This window comes from Leptospira tipperaryensis (genome assembly GCF_001729245.1).
Classification (GTDB): Bacteria; Spirochaetota; Leptospiria; order Leptospirales; family Leptospiraceae; genus Leptospira; species Leptospira tipperaryensis.
Genome location: NZ_CP015217.1, coordinates 315,106 through 332,885, shown reverse-complemented (window position 1 = coordinate 332,885; position 17,780 = coordinate 315,106). Strand labels below are relative to the sequence as shown.

Annotated in this window: 17 protein-coding genes and 1 rRNA gene; 9 read left to right on the top strand and 9 right to left on the bottom strand. The window is 41.2% G+C overall.

The window, feature by feature from the left end; translation table 11 throughout:
- Nucleotides 1–109: 109 nt before the first annotated feature.
- Nucleotides 110–424 (bottom strand): pyrimidine/purine nucleoside phosphorylase, encoded by a 315-nt coding sequence (gene ppnP, locus A0128_RS01640; protein WP_069605932.1) that lies wholly within the window; start codon nt 422–424, stop codon nt 110–112.
- Nucleotides 425–763: 339 nt separating this feature from the next.
- Between ppnP and A0128_RS01630 the strand changes: the two genes are divergently transcribed.
- From A0128_RS01630 to A0128_RS01615, 4 genes are all read left to right on the top strand, one after another.
- Nucleotides 764–2,017, top strand: coding sequence for a hypothetical protein (locus tag A0128_RS01630; protein WP_069605930.1), 1,254 nt, complete (start codon nt 764–766; stop codon nt 2,015–2,017).
- Nucleotides 2,018–2,096: 79 nt separating this feature from the next.
- Nucleotides 2,097–2,213, top strand: a 5S ribosomal RNA gene (rrf, locus tag A0128_RS01625).
- A gap of 218 nt (nt 2,214–2,431) precedes the next feature.
- The gene (locus tag A0128_RS01620) at nt 2,432–3,274 is read left to right on the top strand and encodes a lysophospholipid acyltransferase family protein (RefSeq protein WP_245667186.1); all 843 of its coding nucleotides are present in this window, start codon (nt 2,432–2,434) and stop codon (nt 3,272–3,274) included.
- A gap of 127 nt (nt 3,275–3,401) precedes the next feature.
- Nucleotides 3,402–3,692: a c-type cytochrome gene (locus tag A0128_RS01615; RefSeq protein WP_083244190.1), complete on the top strand. Its 291-nt coding sequence runs from the start codon at nt 3,402–3,404 to the stop codon at nt 3,690–3,692.
- 172 nt (nt 3,693–3,864) lie between these two features.
- On the opposite strand, the gene A0128_RS01605 is transcribed toward A0128_RS01615, so the two are convergent.
- The 3 genes from A0128_RS01605 to A0128_RS01595 are packed head-to-tail and all read right to left on the bottom strand — an operon-like array spanning nt 3,865 to nt 5,401.
- On the bottom strand, nt 3,865–4,497 hold the full coding sequence (locus A0128_RS01605) for a biosynthetic peptidoglycan transglycosylase (RefSeq protein ID WP_069605928.1): 633 nt from the start codon (nt 4,495–4,497) through the stop codon (nt 3,865–3,867).
- A gap of 23 nt (nt 4,498–4,520) precedes the next feature.
- Complete coding sequence (locus A0128_RS01600) at nt 4,521–5,177, bottom strand: RibD family protein (protein WP_069605927.1); 657 nt, start codon at nt 5,175–5,177, stop codon at nt 4,521–4,523.
- Nucleotides 5,174–5,401, bottom strand: coding sequence for a (2Fe-2S)-binding protein (locus A0128_RS01595; protein WP_069605926.1), 228 nt, complete (start codon nt 5,399–5,401; stop codon nt 5,174–5,176). The genes A0128_RS01600 and A0128_RS01595 overlap by 4 nt, the downstream gene beginning before the upstream one ends.
- Before the next feature lie 157 nt (nt 5,402–5,558).
- Between A0128_RS01595 and A0128_RS01590 the strand changes: the two genes are divergently transcribed.
- Together A0128_RS01590 and A0128_RS01585 are read left to right on the top strand one after the other, a co-directional pair.
- Entirely contained in the window at nt 5,559–6,896 is a 1,338-nt protein-coding gene (locus A0128_RS01590; RefSeq protein ID WP_069605925.1) for an MFS transporter, read from the top strand.
- Between the two features lie 74 nt (nt 6,897–6,970).
- Nucleotides 6,971–7,180, top strand: a complete 210-nt coding sequence (locus tag A0128_RS01585) for a hypothetical protein (RefSeq protein ID WP_069605924.1) — start codon at nt 6,971–6,973, stop codon at nt 7,178–7,180.
- A 274-nt stretch (nt 7,181–7,454) separates the two neighbouring features.
- Here A0128_RS01585 and A0128_RS01580 read toward each other — a convergent pair whose 3' ends face one another.
- Complete coding sequence (locus tag A0128_RS01580) at nt 7,455–8,249, bottom strand: LIC13212 family protein (protein WP_069605923.1); 795 nt, start codon at nt 8,247–8,249, stop codon at nt 7,455–7,457.
- A 77-nt stretch (nt 8,250–8,326) separates the two neighbouring features.
- Between A0128_RS01580 and A0128_RS01575 the strand changes: the two genes are divergently transcribed.
- From A0128_RS01575 to A0128_RS01565, 3 genes are all read left to right on the top strand, one after another.
- Nucleotides 8,327–9,559 (top strand): hypothetical protein, encoded by a 1,233-nt coding sequence (locus tag A0128_RS01575; protein WP_069605922.1) that lies wholly within the window; start codon nt 8,327–8,329, stop codon nt 9,557–9,559.
- 105 nt (nt 9,560–9,664) lie between these two features.
- The gene (locus A0128_RS01570) at nt 9,665–10,249 is read left to right on the top strand and encodes a cytochrome C oxidase subunit IV family protein (protein WP_069605921.1); all 585 of its coding nucleotides are present in this window, start codon (nt 9,665–9,667) and stop codon (nt 10,247–10,249) included.
- Nucleotides 10,250–10,441: 192 nt separating this feature from the next.
- Nucleotides 10,442–11,086 carry an LIC_13215 family putative lipoprotein gene (locus tag A0128_RS01565; RefSeq protein WP_069605920.1) on the top strand — a complete coding sequence of 215 codons (645 nt, stop codon included), beginning with the start codon at nt 10,442–10,444 and terminating at the stop codon, nt 11,084–11,086.
- 51 nt (nt 11,087–11,137) lie between these two features.
- Here A0128_RS01565 and A0128_RS01560 read toward each other — a convergent pair whose 3' ends face one another.
- The 4 genes from A0128_RS01560 to A0128_RS01545 all read right to left on the bottom strand — a co-directional run bounded on the left by A0128_RS01560 (nt 11,138) and on the right by A0128_RS01545 (nt 17,751).
- A complete protein-coding gene (locus tag A0128_RS01560; protein WP_069605919.1) occupies nt 11,138–11,707 on the bottom strand; it encodes a gamma carbonic anhydrase family protein in 570 nt (189 codons plus the stop codon).
- A 1-nt stretch (nt 11,708) separates the two neighbouring features.
- Entirely contained in the window at nt 11,709–14,117 is a 2,409-nt protein-coding gene (pheT, locus tag A0128_RS01555; protein ID WP_069609038.1) for a phenylalanine--tRNA ligase subunit beta, read from the bottom strand.
- 79 nt (nt 14,118–14,196) lie between these two features.
- On the bottom strand, nt 14,197–17,037 hold the full coding sequence (locus tag A0128_RS01550) for a DEAD/DEAH box helicase (RefSeq protein ID WP_069605918.1): 2,841 nt from the start codon (nt 17,035–17,037) through the stop codon (nt 14,197–14,199).
- Nucleotides 17,038–17,751 carry a 7-carboxy-7-deazaguanine synthase QueE gene (locus A0128_RS01545; RefSeq protein WP_069605917.1) on the bottom strand — a complete coding sequence of 238 codons (714 nt, stop codon included), beginning with the start codon at nt 17,749–17,751 and terminating at the stop codon, nt 17,038–17,040.
- Nucleotides 17,752–17,780: the final 29 nt, after the last annotated feature.

Below are 17,780 nucleotides of genomic sequence, written 5' to 3'. Positions count from 1 at the left end.
AAGCGCAAAAGCCGAGGAATTCCACCTCGGCTTTTTAATTGGAGAATTCGAAATCAACCGCCTAACGGCTGTAATTCGGAACGATTCCCTTCTTTAGGAAAGGTTTAATTTAAGCGATATAAGAACAACAGTAGTCGCTGATCTTCTTTACGTTCAATTGAAATCTGGAATTCGCAGGAACTTCAAAGGATTGTCCGCCTTTGATTTCTTTCCAAGACGTTTCGCCCGGAAGTTTTACGAGCAAGTCCCCTTCTAAAATTTCCATAATTTCTTTTTCGTCGGTTCCAAAATCATATTCGCCGGGCATTAAAATTCCCAGAGTCTTTTTGCTTCCGTCTGAAAATAAAACGGTTCTGCTCGTAACCTTTCCTTCGTAATAGATATTCGCTTTTTTTATAACTGTAACGTTTTCAAACTGAGCCATGCGGCCTCCATCCAATGTCTTTCACTTTCCCCGCTTCGGTTTCAAAAAGAAGAATCACAAACGGCTTCGGGAAAGCCTTATCTGCAAGACTTCCAAAGGAAAAGATCAGGGAAACAATTTTAAGATTCTAAGGCATTCGAAATTCGAGAAAAATGACAAAGAGAATTTCTCTTTTTTACTACTTGACCGAACTCAAAAAAGATAATAATTGATTGTTCTTATTTTTTGAAAGGCGCTGAGAATGAAATTCGGCTTTCAAGAATAAGGCGAAAAAAATCGAAAACAGAATGAACGACAGAAAGATATTTTCTGAACAAAAAACTTTGATAAGAGGTTCCAATGTCTACTTGGAGTTTTGAATCCGATTACGCCGTTAGAATTTCTAAAAATCCGTATCACTTCCAAGGATTGATCGGATGTTTTCTTAGTTTGATTCTTTTTTTTGTTTCCATTTTCGGGTTCGGACTATTCGTATATGCGATCCAACTTTTTACCGAAGGAGAAACTTTTTATCCGGGATTAATTCTATTTTTGACTTTTTCGTTTTTGTTTCTTCTTTTTTCTTCCGTAAGAACTTATCGCAAAACAAAAGATGCGATTCAAGAAGAGAAAATTCTTCCAAAGGAAGGAATTCTTCTAATCAAAGAAACGAATCGATCGGACCTGAAGATCGATCTTTCAGCGATCGTCTGTTACAAGATAAAGAAACGAGTTGTTTCCAGAAACGGAAGCGCGAGTTCCAGCGGTTCGGGTTTTAGAACGGTCTGGGATTTATTCTTTCTTAAATCGGATGGAGCCTTTTATCTTCTACATTCTTATTCTGGAATGGAATCCCTAACAAAGGAACTTTCTCAATTCAGATCCCTTCTTCCCCTCCCCGTCTCGAATGATACAAAGGAGAATTTAGAAACCAATGGAGAGGCCTCGGTTCTTCCCTCGGTTGAAAAGGTCAAAGTAGATTCAAAATATCTAAAGTTATCTCCGACGGAGAAAGGAACAAAGGTAGAATTTACAAAAAAGAAAACGATCAAGGATAAGATTACCATTCTTTCCGTGATGGGATTTTTTTACGGCGTCTGGGGAATCATCTTTCTCTCGATGAAGGAATTCGAAATGGTTTTCCTGTTCTTTTTTATTCCGTTCTCGATCTTATTTCTCGGAATTTTTACTCTTTCTTTGATTTTTATAATGACCAAAACCTTGGAACTTACCGTAGATTCTTCGGGTTTGAGAATTCGATACCGGACAACACTTCCGATTTTATCTAGTTTTCTTTTTCTGGAACGTTTTTTTCCAAAGCACGTTGTGCGTCATTGCAGAGCCAATCGTTTTCCCGAAAACCAGAGCGTTCTTACGATCGCTTTAAAAGAAATTAAAAACATCCCTCAAGGGAAACTTTCCTTTTTATTCAATCTTCAGACGTTCTCTCTGACAGATTATATTCTTCCGGGCGACAAGGAGCTTTTAGGAATTTGGCACCTTATGCCTTGGCTTCCGGATTCTCCCGGTTTTGTCGATTTAATCGCGGCCGAGTCGGCGATAGAAGAAAGACTTCAATTGGAAGAGGACAAAATTCTTTTTGAAAATCTCTAAAATAAAAAAGAAAAAACGCTCTTACTTTTTAATTTAAGAATGACAAAGTTGTCCCTTGAAAAATACTGTCATCAAGATTCCTGGTGACTATAGAGAGAGGGCCACACCCGTTCCCATCCCGAACACGGAAGTTAAGCCTCTCATCGCTGATGGTACTGTGTGGTTCGCTGCATGGGAGAGTAGGACGTTGCCGGGTTTTCTTATTTTAAGCCCTCCTTTCGAAAAAAATTCAAATTCGATTCTTCCTTTCACTTTTTGCAACTTTAGAATCGAATCTACTTCCAATAAAATAATCTAAAACGAATAGAAAGAGTCCTATATTCTTTTCTACCAAGTAAAGATTTTTAGTTTAATAAAACTGAAGAGATGTAGAATTGCGCTCGCGACCCCGAGTGCGTAAAAAGGAAATCCAAGATGAGTCATCAAATTTTGCAAAGAAAAGATCTCTGCAAACCGCTGAGCTATAAAGAAGGCCTTTCCATTTCTTACGAAACGGCTCCCGACAAAAAAAGATCTCTGGCAGACCGCATCTTCGGAGATACGGACTTAGCGTTTCACTACGGTTATTTCAAAGAAATATTTAGAAGCAGAGGTTTAGCCCTCAAGGGATTCTACGATAATCCGACTTGGTGCGAATCTTCAGCTAAGATTCTCGACTTAGTAGAAAACTGCGGCGGCAAGGTCAAGGTAGAAGGAATCGAAAAAATTCTCTCCGTAGACGGGCCCGTTGTCATCGCAGGAAATCACATGAGCACTTGTGAGACCTTCATTCTTCCGACCTTTGTAACTCAATATAAGCCCGTAACATTCGTAGTCAAAGAAAGCCTAACAACAGGAAAACTTTTTGGTCCCATCATGAGATCGAGAGACCCGATCTCGGTCGGAAGAAGCAATCCAAGAGAAGACTTGGTTGCGGTTCTCGAACAAGGAACGGCTTTGCTCAAAAAAGGAATGTCGATTATCGTATTTCCACAGAGCACGCGAACCACGGATTTTACTCCTGCAGAATTCAATTCAATCGCAATCAAACTCGCGGCCCGCGCCGGAGTGCCCGTGATTCCGATCGCGCTCAGAACCGATTTCTGGGAAAACGGAAGAGTCGTGAAAGATCTGGCCCGCATTTTTAGAGATCGCAAGATTTTTATTACATTCGGCGATCCTCTTCTTCCAACCACGGATTCCAGAAAGAATCAAGAATCCTTATTGAATTTTGTGGTTTCTCATTTGAAAAACTGGGGCACAAAAGTGAATGAATGAGGATCGAAATTTTATTTCCAGGTTTCAAACCGCGAAATTCAAATTGAATCTAAACAAGAAAAAAGTATATTCCATTCTCATTGTTTATTTTTTTTGTTTGTCGTGCCAATCCTCTCCGAATTCCAAAATGGATTCCTCCACGCTTTCGATCGACGAAAACCAAGCCAACCTTCTCTGGGAACAAAAATGTGCCGTCTGTCACGGAGTGGACGGAACTCCGAAAGATTCGATTCTCCCAAAACCAAAAAAGCTCCGCGGTTTTGGAATCAAAATGGGTTTTTTCTTTGGAGGAGATAAGATGAGGGAAGGAATTTTTAAAACAATTCGAGACGGAAAAAATCTGACCATGCCTTCTTTTAAAAATGAATTGTCGGAAGAAGAAATTCGCGCTCTTGTTAAACGAATCGAAAGATTCTGATCCGACTCAGAGTTCGTTCCAAAACTCAAAACGAGGCCGGTCTTCCGACCATTTCGATCCAATCGGATGTTCTAAAACAGGTTCCGAATGTACAATCGTTCCGACAAACTGTCCGAACAAAAAAATTATTGAATTCAAACGTCCTATTCGATCGGGGAAAACTCCCGAAAAGTTAGAAGGTTTTCGAGAGTTCAACGACCTCTTCCCTAGTGTACCAATCCGGTTTTTTCAAAATTTGAACCAGGGCTTTGAATTGATTTTTGTCGAGCTCGATCGACTTCTTTTTAAAGTAATAGCGCGAAGCCTGACTCAAACCGTTCATTCCTCTTCCCCAATAAACGCTGTTGATATAGTATTCTAAAATTTCGTTTTTCCCGAGGTCTTCTTCCAAGGCTGAGGCAATCTGAATTTCCTTCCATTTGCGAGATAGGGACTTTTCCCGAGAAAGAAAAAGTGTTCTCGCGAGCTGTTGAGTGATCGTACTCGCGCCCCTGATCTTTCTAAAGAAGAACACGGAAGAAAGAAGAGTAGAATGAATATCGGAAAGGGAATATCCCCGATGCGAATAGAATCTTCTATCCTCCACTTGAACCACGTAGGAAATCCATTCTTCAGGAAGTTCATTCAGTCGAACCCATTCTAATTCCAAAGGCACCGATTCTTTTTGATCGGGTAAATAAACCAGACGATCTTGTTGGACCAAAATTTTTCTTTCAGGGAAGAATTGCTCATAAACCAGAACCGCGACAAAAAATATGGGAAGGGCTCGTAAGAAAAACGTGTAGAAAAGTTCTTTTTGTTTCAAAGTTCGCTTCCGAAAATTAAGCTTTACTCTTGTTTTTCGTACATTAGAAAAACTTCATTTTCTAATATTTCCGATGTAACAAGCTTCCATCTATTTTGATCGAAATCGGGATATTCTTTCCGACCGCCGGTGATCGACGGAAGATCGGTTTTTCCGATCAGGAATGGAACGATGGTAATATAGATTCTTGATATGAGATCCAAGCGAAAGAAGGAATCGTTCAGAGAAGGTCCGCCTTCGAGAAGAACTTCACGATATCCCCTCTCCGATAAAACCTTAAGTACTTCCAAAGGACTCAAATCGGAACCGGGAATCAAAATGATCTCCGCCACCGAGCAAAGGTTGTCCCGAACAAGAGAATAGTTTTCATTCAGACAAAAGATTAACGGAGGTTCTTTAGAAAAACGGAATACTTTTTTGTCCTCCGGAAGAGTTCCGGAGCGAAGAAGAATCACAGGTCTAGGATCTTTCCCGTCTTCCACATACCTTAGATGAATAACAGGATCGTCGTTGAGAATCGAATTCTTTCCGAGAATCAAGACCTCCGCTTTGGAGCGGATTTCATCCATTCTCTTCTTATCATTTCTGGAAGAAAGTCCGTACCATCTTCCGTCCGGACGGGAGACCTTTCCATCCAGAGTCATCGCCATGTTGATTGTTACGTTTGGGAGTGAAGTCATGCTCTCGGAACTTTGAGTTCCTGAGCTAAAAGTTTTCGAACCGAACCCATACAGGTCCCGCAACCGGTCGAGGCGCCCGTATCGTCCATGAGTTTCTCTAATGTATCATGACCGTTTCGAATCGACGTTAGGATCTCTTCTTCCGAGACCTGATTACAAACGCAGACCTTTCTAGGACGCATCAATTGACAGAGGTCGACTTGGCTGAAAAATGAGGAATCCATATCTTCTATATAATTGGACAGTTAGAAACCGGGTTTCCAATCAGATTAGAGACTCTGAAATTCTTCTGCAAGAGAAATTTTTTACGGTTTTCATTTGACATCCAGTTTCCGAAAAATAGCCTTTTTTGAAATTTCTGATTAAAAACAAAGGAAACCCATGCAAGATACAAAAAGAGCCCCTCTCCGAGAGATCCTCGGCTGGTGCATGTTCGATTTTGCGAACTCCTCTTATACAACGGTCATTATCAGTGTAACATACGGAATCGTTTTTAGCCAATTAGTCGTCCCTGCCTCCTCCAATCAGGAAAATCCGTACGAATACGGGAATCTTCTCTGGTCCATCGCGCTCGCAATTTCTTATTTGCTCGTCGTATTGACCGGGCCGATCTTCGGAGCCATCACGGACTATTCCGCGAGAAAGAAACAGTTTCTATTTTATAGTTATGTCTTCTGCATCATTTCAACGGGAGCTTTGTGGTTCGTAATCGCACCGGGACAATACGTCCTCGCCTTTATACTGATTATTCTTTCTAACTTCTTCTTTGCTTCGGGAGAAAACTTTGCTTCCAGCTTTCTTCCCTATCTCGGTCCCAAAGAAGACCTCGGAAAAATTTCAGGCTATGCATGGGGAATCGGTTACTTTGGCGGAATTGCCGCGGTCGCGTTAGTCAACACCCTAGGACCTAAAACGCTCGAGAATTTTGACAATCTAAGAATGGTTGGACCATACACGGCCTTCTTCTTTTTATTCGCCGGAATTCCGACCTTTCTTCTTTTAAGAGAATATACCGATGGAAAGGACAAACCGGAAGGACTTTCCTATCTCAAAATTGGAATGGAAAGAGTGGTCGCGACCATGAAAGAAATTCATAAATTCAGAGATATGGCAATCTATCTCGTCTCTCTTTTCTTTGCAATGGCCGCTCTTGGAATCGTAATCAGTTTTGCATTTATTTATGGAGCTCAGGAAATCAAAACGGAAGAAAAACACGAGATCGCGATGTTTCTCTTGATTCAACTTTTTGCGGCCGTCGGCGCGATCCTTTTCGGGTTCATTCAGGATAAGATCGGGGCCAAAAAGACTTTTAATATTACGCTTTTCTTATGGATTGCGTGTCTGCTGATGATCTACTGGGTAAAGGATCTGACCGCATTACTGATCGGAATCGGAGTTCCGACCACACAACAATGGGTCTTTGTAGGAACCACGGTTTTTGCCGGCGCGGGCTTAGGTGCGACACAATCCGCAAGCCGCGCTATTGTCGGGCTCTTTGCTCCCGAATCCAAATCCGGAGAATTTTTCGGGCTCTGGGGTTTGTCCGGAAAAGTCGCGGCGGCGTTCGGACTCGTCGCAGTCGGCGGACTTCAGATTTTATTCGATCTTCGAAATTCATTCTTAGTGGTCGCCGTTTTCTTCGTCATTTCGCTTCTGATCAATGCATTCGTGGATGAAGAAAGAGGAATTCAAACAGCGGTCGATTATAAAGAATCCTGAGTTATGAAAGAATCACAAGAAAGACTTGCCCTTTCTTGTGATTCCTGTTATCCTCTAAACGGATAAACCTTAGAATGGCACTTGAATCAGAAGACGAGTTCGAATCGCATCAGAGCCAAAGAAAACTGGCTCTCGCCACCATTGACGAATTGACTCAGACAAAATTGGATCTGTTGGACGCTGGAAAAGAGATTCCAAGATTTATCAATCACGCCATTTCCTATCTAAATAAAAAGTATCTGACTGAAGAAAAAGTCATCAGTGATTTCCTGATTAAGAAATAGAATCTTTTCTCCGAAAGCCTAAATTTTTTTGAACTTTATTTCTTTTTGAAAAACCCTCTCTCTAATTCTATAAATCTACGAGAAAGGAATTTAAAGCCGTTTTCAAACGTGGTTGAGGGAAGAATTTTGTAGAGACGAAAGCCTTAGGATCCGATTTGCAAACTCAGATATTCAAATTTGGATTTTTAGATTCGCCGCGAGAATTAATGTTCAAACAAAAAAGCCGCTTTGTAAGCGGCCATTCTTGATATTTTAAAAAATTCTAATATAACTTCTAACGGAATTCTAACATCTTAGAGACCATTCTCTTTTGATCCAATTCCATCGTATGAAGTTTTAGAGCGACCATCTTATCCACTTTTCTCATATATCTTTTGTACTGTAGAATGATCTGTCTCTGTTTGTTGTAAGGAAGCGGATTGGTCGGATCGTGCAACTTCGAAGTAACACTCGCAGGAACGGGTTGGATCGGATTGTCCGGCCAGAGAAAATCGGTATCATGACTGGAAAAAAATTCTAAAAGGATTTCGCTGTTATTGTTTGGAGTTCTCTTTCCATCTCCCAAAAAGGTGGGACCTTTCGGAGAATTGTTAATCAGACGTCTCATCTCTCTGATAAAAACTTCTCCCCTTGCGTTTGTTCTTTTGAACTGGAGAATGATCTTATCCAGAGATTGACCGTCGGTTCCAGGATAAATATAAATTTTAGATTGATAGAGATAGGTTTTCGGATAATCGGCAAAGGATTGACCAAGACCGAGATCCAATTCTAAGTATTGTTTGTTTTCTTTGTCTTGAAAAAGAAATTTGGCGGCTTCTCTCGGTTCGTCCTCGATATAACGAAGGGCCTTTTTATAAGTCTCATCTTTTAAGAGGTTATTGATCTTAAGAATGTTGGCCGCAATCGAAGCGTGAAGGTTATCGACTTCGATATCCGTAAATCCGCCTTTACGAACGGCTTCTATCTGTCTCTGTTCTTCCTTCTCTTCTAAGGTTAACACCTTGTTAGGCGCCGCACCGATCCCAGTGAGCGAAAGAATTGTCAGAATTGATAAAATACGGATGTTCATAGATTTACCCTTATTCAGATTATCGAAATTCTTATCCCCCGATCTTTATCTTACAAACGAAAAAAATGCAGAATATTATGACTCGTTATTCCAGGTTTAACGGCTTTTTTGAAGAAGAACTCAAAACCGGAGAGATTGCGCCTGAAAAACTGGATTTTAAAAATAGGACCTTAGAAAATCTATTTTATCTTTTTCAATCGCTTCGAGATCGCCAAACCGTTTCTCTTCTCAGCGAAGCGCCGGACCCGGGATGGGTTCGATTTTGGGAATCGAGAGGAATTCAACTTAGTCCGATTCAATTCTTAAAAAGAAATTCAAAGAAGAATCTGCTAACTTCTCCAGTGGAAAAAGATTTCATCTGGGAAGAATGGGGATCGATTTCGGATCTAAATTCTTCCGGTGAAATTCTTTATTCCTCCGTGAAGGCGGATCTTTCTAAAAGACTGAATTCTAAAATTCTTTTGACTCTTTGGAAATCGGAAATGGGTTTCCAGGATATCGATGCCAAGGTTCTCGAAAGAATCTCTCATCTTTCCGCGCTCTCGGGAGAATGGTCGGAATTCCCGCCGGAAAGGATCGTTCTCAAACCGGAATTTAGTTTTTCGGGAAGACATAAAATTCTTAAATTCAATTCTTTCGGCTCCGAAAACTCGGAAGGAATCGAATCGGAGAAAGATCGCTCCTGGTTTCCCTGCGTAGTCGAGCCTTGGGTGAAAAGAACCTCGGATTTTTCCTGCCTCTATGATTGGAACGCCGGGGTTCCGACCTCAAAAGGTTCCACGATTCAAATCTGCGATGAAAAAGGAAAATACAACGGAGCCTTTCTTCCCTCGGAAAAAGAATCCGAACGGATTCAATCTCATCTTCAACCGATTGTCGAAGCCCTATCTAAAAGTTTTTCTCCGGATTACAGCGGCCCTGTTTCCCTGGACGGTTTTGAGTTCCATTCTCAAAATAAAACAAAAATGAGAAGGCTGAGTGAAGGAAATTTTCGTTGGTCCATGGGAAGAATTCTCTTTGAACTCTCCCGATCCGAAATTCTTCTCGAAGCAAAATTGATAACGAATCCGAATCTCGCTATCCTTCCTCTTCCTTTAAAACGTCCGATTCCTGAATTTTCAGAATGGATTTTCGAGTGGGGAATTTCTCAAGGAATAGAAATTCTTCCTCTCACTCCGGATCGATTTTCAAATGGAAAAACATACGGAACTGCCTGGATCCTTTTGGGATTTCAAGGGAACTCGGCACAATCTATGTATGAAAGAATTCAAAAATTCTACTTAGAATGGAGGAAAAAGATTCTCCTTTGAAATGTACTTGAGGCTTTTTTAGACCTTGCCAGGATGTCCCATAGGTTGCGGTTTACCGCCCGGAAAACCATCCGCAAACTCTGCGGTCCAAATTCAGGATATAAAATGGAACTGTTTTTAAACTACGCTCTTTATGTAATCGTTAGCATCGGATTTCTGATCCCCTTTACCGGCTTCGTGGTCGGCGCTGGTGCCATTGTAAACGCAACGCTTGCGGGATTTACCGTTAACTTTCTTTCTCAGATTTTGGAAGAAAATAAACTCCAAGACTTTATCTCCAGAAATAAAGATAACAAACTTGGAAAAGCGCTTCAAGACGCCATTACAAAAGCTCAGAGCAAGATGAATGGCGCTCCTGCAAAAGCGGAACACGCGGAAGAAGGTCACGGATCTCACCACATCATTCCCGTTAAAACCTACTCTCTCATCTTCGCTACTCTGATTTTCTTTACCTTCATTACCGTTTGGGTAGCGGGAATCGACTTCGGAGCTATGAACGTGATCATCGCTATGGCAGTGGCAACGATGAAAGCGTCTCTCGTCCTTGCTTACTTCATGCACTTAAAATACGATACAGTGATGAACAGAGTGATCTTTGGATCCGGTTTACTCTTTCTTTTACTCCTCTTCGGATTTTCTGCGGCGGATATCTTCACTCGATTCAAGGTTTTACTTTCTTTCGCTTTCTAATTCGAATTTAAAATCTTAGAATTCGGAAAAGCCGGTCTTTGTAGATCGGCTTTTTTGTTTTGAATCGAAGATTTCAAAACAAAAGATAAGATTTCTCTATCTGAATTCCTTCCAGTATTTCCCGATCTAAGCGTAATTTGATTGGCTTTTTTTCATGAAAAGTTATCTTTTCCATTTCTTAAGGGGCATTTTATGAAATACAATTCGATTCGAAATTCTTTACTCTTGATTCTCATTGTTTCTTTTCTTATTAACTGTAAAAAAGAACACAGCCTAGATCCGAACTCTAAAGTGATCCAACTTCCGTCCCTCGGGCTTGGGCTCAACTACGAAGGCTGGTATTTTAATGACAATCCAAACCTCATCAACCAAGCACAGGAAATAGCGGCAAGTTCTGACAATTCAGGAGCGATTAAAAAAGCTCTGGAAGTCGCGGGCATCAACTTCTTCCTTTTCGAATATCCTCAGGGAAGCCCAGAGGCTCAGACTTTCAACACAAACGTAAATTATACGATAGAAGATCTTTCCAAACAACCGAGAGAAATAACACTCGACGATTATATTTCTGCAGTAACCGGTCTTTATCCAACCGTCTTTCAGAAATACGAAATGATCAATCCTCCGAAAAAATCCAAGATTCAAGGATTAGAATCGGCGCTTCTTGAAAGCAGATTTGAACAATCGATTGCGGGAAAAAGTTATAAGGTTCACAACTATCAGTTGGTATTTATCGTAGATAAGAAAGCTCACGTCTTTACGGGAACCTTTCTCGATAAGGATGCAAAAAGCAAAGGGCAAAAAGTCGCGGAACTTTTGGGCAAGTTTATTAAGATTTAAGTTCTTTCACGATTTTCCGGAAGTCGTTCGATTTCCGGGAAACAAAATAGATTATCCTTTAAAAGGAATTCCCATTCTCTCTAAAATCAGCTTCGCCTGATTTTGAAATTCAATTTCCTCTTCCTTTGAAAACGGACCGAAAATTCCCTCTTTGAAACGTTTCGAAAGAGCGATATATTCCAAACAACCGGCCACCGTATAAATCGGTTTTGCCTTTCCTTCGAAGATTTTTAACTCACCGTCTTTCTGAATGACCATCGCTCCGGGAGGAATTTTTTTTCCACCTCGAACCATACAACCCGCCATGACCATAGAACCGTCTCCGATCTCCGCATCGTCTAACACGATACTTCCGATCCCGATAAGACAACCTCTTCCGATCTTGCAGCCGTGAAGCATCGCGTTATGACCGACTAACGTATAATCTCCGATCAGGATTCCTCTACTTGAATCCGTGTGCAAGGTAGTATTGTCTTGAATGTTCACGCCTTCTCCGAGAACGATCTGATTCATATCGGCTCTCGCGACGGCCCCCGGCCAAAGAGAAGAATAAGCTCCCATCTCGACCAAACCGATCGCTGACGCCTGCGGATGAATAAACGCGGTCTCGTGAATTTTCATTTTATCTCAGCGCAAAACCGTTTTTGCCGGCCAGAGTTACAAGTTGATCGGAGATTTCTTTGATTCTTTCTTGCGTAAATGTTTTTTCGTAGTTCACCAATTTGAAACGATAACTGACCGATCTTTTTCCTTCGGGAACGTTTCCTCCGGAGAATTGAGAATAAACCCAACCGTCTTTGAGTTCGGGAATCTTCTCCTCTTTGACAAGTTCCGTAAAACGATTTGTGTTTTCCTTTTCTCCAATGAGAATCGAAAGATCGATCTCGGCTTCGGGAAATTGAGAAGGGGGAACGAATCTTGAAATTTTACGATTCGCATTCCAGATTTCAACGATCGCGGAGAAATCAAATGATCCGTAGATCACCCTTTTTTTCAGTTCAAAAGAATCCAACACCGCAGGATGGACGTAGCCTAAAACTCCGACTTGTCGCGAATCGACTACCAAAGACAAACTCGCCGCGGGATGATAAAAGGATTCTTGTTTGATCTCCCAGGAATAATCAAAAAGACGAATGGACTCAAGAAGAGATTCGATTTGTTTTCTTACATTTAGAAAATCTTCTTCTAAAAGTTTTAAATCGGATTCTGAATTTTTTCTTTCAAAAGCGACCGCATAGGCTAAGAATTTCTTTTCGTTATTCGGTTCCGGCAGATTGAAATAAGTTCTTCCAAACTCGAACAATTTGATTTCCGAAAAACGATCCTGGTTGGTTCTCACATTCTTCAGAAGAGAAGGGAGCAAAGAATTTCTGAGAACCGCTTGTTCTTCCGGCATCTCATTCTTAATTTTAACTGAAAGTTTTGGATCTCCGTCGACCGTATTTTCTTTTAAAGATTGAAAGGAATAATTATAAACTTCGTGAAAGCTAAGACTTCCCGAAAAAAATGTTTTGAGTTTTCTTTCCAATTCACGACCCAGATTTCGAATCGGAGTTTTTACTTCAGCCAAAACCGGAGCGACTTGAATCGTATCGTAACCTCGGGTCCTTCCGATCTCTTCCACGAGGTCTTCCGGAATCGTCACGTCGTAGTTGTGACGGAATTTAGGAACCAAAACTTCCAGGTGTTCTCCTTTCCAAGAAACGCCGAAGTGAAGTCTTTCTAAAATATCGGTAACGTCGCCCTTTGATAATTCTACTCCGAGCTTTGTATTGATAAAATGAATATCCGTATGAATGTGAACTTCTTTATGAGGAGTATGTAAAAATCCAACCGGCTCGGAAGCCTTGAGTTCCGTACATCCGTTTTCTTTTAAGAGATTGAGTGCTCTTCGAATCACAGGAAGAGTTGTAGTCGCCTCCAAACCTTTCTCGTAACGTACGGAAGAATCGGACCGAATCCCTGTTAGGCGGATTGATTTACGAACTCGTTCTCTCGCGAAGACGGCGGATTCCATTACGATTTCGGTGGAGCCGTTCTGAACCGCGGATTCTTTTCCACCCATCACACCGGCGATCGCGACCGGCTTTCCTTGATTTCGTATGAGAAGAATTTCTTCTTCCAGAGCGGGAGAACTTTCATCCAACAAAGCAAAACTTTCTCCCTTCTTCGCAAACGATACTTCGAGAGAAATCCCACCTTGAGTTTCCAAGAATTTCTTATCAAAAAAATGAGTGGGTTGTCCCATCTCGAGCATTACGTAATTGGAAATATCAACGACGTTATTGATCACTCGAATTCCGCATTTTTGTAATCTCGCCCGAAACTTTCTTTTGGAAGGAAGAATCGAAACTCCCTGAATCGAAGAAGCGTAGTAAGAATGTGCATTCTGATTTTCTAATACTTTTGGAAGAGGAATGTTGAGATCAAAATTCCAAAGAGACTCAAAAGGATTAAATTGAACCGGAAGTTTCAGCTGCGACGCAAGTTCTCTCGCAAAACCGAAATGATTCCAAAGATCCGGTCTATGAGTGATCGACTTATTATCCACGTCGAATATGATATCATCGTAATGTAATAGAGCTCGGATCGATTTTCCGATCTCGGCTCCTTCCACGTCGTTTAAAATCCAAACACCGGAACTTTCTTCTGCAAGGGACAATTCTTTTTCGGAACAGAGCATTCCGGAACTTTTCACTCCTCTCAGTTCCGATTCTAAGATTTCCTTATCTCCCAGTTTTGCGCCGGGAATTGCGAGCGGAACCAAGTCCCCAACTTTTACATTGGTGGCGCCGGTGACAATTTGGGATTTTGCGGAACCGTTCGTGACCTGCGCGATTTGGAGTTTATCTGCGGAAGGATGTTTTTCAAGAGATTCTATCTTTACAATTTTTACAAAATCCAACTCGGGACGAAAGGGATCGGCGCCGTCGATTTCACAAACCGAAATCGCAATTTTTTTTAAGATCGCATCGAGACCGACCTCTTTCAAAGGTGCAAAGTCATTCATCCAGTCTAAGGAAAGTTTCACGTCGTCAGGCTCCGTTCCAATTGCTAAGGTCCAGAAACCTCGACCAAAATCGGATGTCGAGCAGGAAAAGGAGCCGGGTTTAGTCCGGCAAATATACTTGGAAAAGTTGAAAACGGTGTTGAATGGTTTTTCCGTTTCTGACTTTCCGAAGCTCTCGATCAAAGTCTTCTTTTACCTTCTGAATCTCGTTTCGAGTTCGATTCATCGCGGATTTTTTTTCGGGTTTTCCTTCCCATTTGAAAGCTGCTTCCTGACGCATCAGTTTTTCTTCGAGTTGTCTTAGGGTGTTTTGATTGCTCGTGCGAATCTTAAATTCTTCTTTTTGAAAAAGATCCAGGGTTTGATCTCCCAGCTGCTTTTTACGCGATTCTACGATTTCATCCAAAGCCAAATAAGTTCGGATTAAATTTTCCTCAAACCGAGCCGGGAGTTCCATGTCAGTTGTTTTCATTTTAGAATCAGAATCGAAGTCTCTCAGTTCTTCGGGAAGTTCTTGTATTTGTTTGATACTTCCGCTCTGTCGACTACATTCAAAGTAAAACAACTCGGTTCGGTTGAGGGTAAATTGAAAGTCCACCAAGAAAACGTAATATTCTTTTTTAGAAATAGAATGAAAGGAAGTCCCCCAACCTTTTTGATTCTGAATCAAATGAGAAACGGCTTTGTCAACCAGAGGATGTCCGAACGCTAAAAATTCCAAGCTATCGTTTTGAAGCGCAAGTTCCGAATCGAAAGTTCCGAACTTTCCTTTATAAAGCGCCGATTCGATTTCGTAAACCTGAGGTTTCTTTTTGACGAGTTTAAAACCCGCCTCTTCCGGAAACGTCCGCGTAAACCGGGATACGAATTCTTCCAGGTGAGTATTGTTAAACGAACGTTCTTCGAGGGTATGACTGTAATAATCCAAAAGATTAAAGTCGATCATCTTTGGAGTCACGAGATCGCTTAACTTTTCAAAACCTTTTTTAGCGATTTTGATTCTGTTATCGATTTCATCTTCCATTTCGACTTTGGATTTATTGCCCGTAACAAATTTCATAAAGGAAGAATTAAAATCCAATTCGTCTTCGATCGCGCCTAAGAGTTCGTCCGATGAGCCGATCGATTCTTCAAAAAGACGAATTTTATTTGTGAGCACTTCGAGGATTCGTTCCGCCACGGTGTCCTTGCTCGCAAAATTAAAAATAAAGACGTTGTCCTTTTGTCCAAATCTATGGATTCTTCCGATTCTTTGTTCTATCTTTAGAGGACTCCAAGGAAGATCGTAATTAAAAAGTACGTTCGCAAACTGAAGATTTCTTCCTTCTCCTCCGGCTTCGGTACAAATAAGAATTTCTGTTTTCGTTTTAAATTCTACGATCGCCCTTTCTTTCGCATCCGCGCTCAAAGAACCGTGAAACAGAGTCACTTGAAATTCAGCCAAGACGGACGCCAGAAAATCCTGAGTCGTTCTAAACTGAGTAAAGATGATAAACTTAGGATGTCCTTCCTTCTGTAATTTTAGAATGGTTTCTTTGAGTTTGATCGACTTCTTATCTTCTTTGATTTTTTTTCCGAGAAGAATCAATCGATTGAGAGAAAGAAGTTCTCTTCTTAAACTCTGAAGGTCGAGTTGCACCGATTCGTCCAAACCGGAGACAAATTCTTCCACGTCTTCGGTTTCATCCAAGTCCCATTCTTCCAACTTAGATTCCATTTGTTTAATATGATGAAATCGATTTTCCAAAAGAAATCTTCGTTTTGTGAGCGCTGACAAAAGCGCAAATACGGAAGAATCCAAAAGTTTCTGAAAAACAATCATAACAAATCCGATCGCTCGGTTTTGTGTTCTCATCGCGAGATTGTATTCCCTACGAACGTAGTTGGTTGTTTCTTCGTAAAATTCCCTTTCCACTGGAGACAGTTCGATTCTTACAGTTTTTGCAAATCGTTTTGTAAAACCGCCGACTTCGACCTTTCTTCTTCTCAAAAGAACTTTGGAAATTTTTTCTTTGAGATCGGTTTTATTCCCGAGTATATAATCATTTACGAATGTATGATATGGTCCTAAAATATTCGGATCAATCAGATGCATCAAATAATAGAGTTCTTCTAATTTTCCGCGAAACGGAGTCGCCGTTAATAGAAGAAGACATTCGCACTTTTTGGAGATTTTTTCCGCAAATAAATAGGCTCTTGTGATTTTATGATAGTCTCTGCGAAGTCTGTGCGCTTCGTCAAAGATGACGATGTCCCATTTTGTTTTTAAAATTTCTTCCGCGTATTTCGGATTTTTGATAAAGTCAACGGAAGTTATGACGTGTTGAAAGTTCTTCCAATTCTTCTCGCCTTCGGTGTGAAAATTCTTTCTCTTCACGATTTCGAAGTCTTCGTTAAACTTATTCTTCAGCTCTTGTTGCCACTGCACCAAAAGTGGAGAAGGAGCGACGACCAGAACTTTTTTGTAACCTCTTCGAAAGATCAACTCCTTCATAACAAGAGCGGCTTCGATCGTTTTGCCCAAACCGACTTCGTCCGCCAAAATAAAACGAGGACGGAGACTATTGACTACGATATAAGTAGATTCGATCTGGTGAGGTAAAAGCCTAGTTCTGGAATTGGAAAGCGCCGAAAGTTTATCAAACGCGTGAGTAAGCTTGAGTTCGTACGCGGTCAGCGAAAGATCCATCAGGCTCGGCTGTTCCCCGATATTTCTCAGCGGAGACGGATAACCGGGAAGAATTCTTAAATGAGGAGAATTTTCAGAGACCGTTTTTTTTGAAGAAGCGGAAGCAAATTCAATCGTAAGCTTACCTTCTTCCGAAGATACGATCTTTCCGATTCCTAACTCGGGTGAGTTGGTAAGAAAACAGAAATCTCCTCTGTATCCGGAACGCTGCTTGGATTCGAAATCGAGGCTGAGTTGTAAGGTTTCTTCCAACTAAACTCCCCTTTGATCGCCCCATATATACTTATGGGTTTGCAGAGAAAGACGAAGCCCGGAACCAAGCGAAGACTTGATCCATTCCGAAAGAAGCTCCGGAGACAATTCGCCCTGCACCGGAGAAGCCAAAAGATTTCCGAATAACCGAAACTCTTGAATCACTTCGACACATCTGTCAAAATCCATTCTATCTCGAATCACAAACTTAATTTCATCCAAATCGTTCTTTCTATCTTTATAGATTTCTAAATTTTTCAAAAGCATCCGATCTTCCATCCCGGAACCCGGAAGCTTATAATCCAAAGTAAAGACAAACGAATCCAATCCTTCGATGGACTCGGCTCCGTTTGTTTCCACTCTTGGTCGAGGATAAGAACCCGATTGATTTCGAGTTCTAAAGATTTCATTTCCGAATGCTACGCTGAAATCGCGGTTTCTACCTTCTAAAGGCTCGCCTCCGGTAAGGAGAATCTGCGTATCCACCGGACTCAGTTCTCGAACTTGTTTCAAAACTTGTTCAAGATCCAATTCTTCCCCTGCGTTTGGAGAAAGCGCATAAGGAGTATCGCACCACAACTTTCTTCCAGTCGTCATTCCGCATCGTAAGGAGCATCCCGCCATCCGAACAAAGACGGTCGGCAATCCTGTTGAAATTCCTTCTCCCGAAAGAGAAAGATAGATTTCGTGTACGGAGGTTTTCAGATTGTTCATGGGTTCTTATGAGTACAAGATTTTTCTTT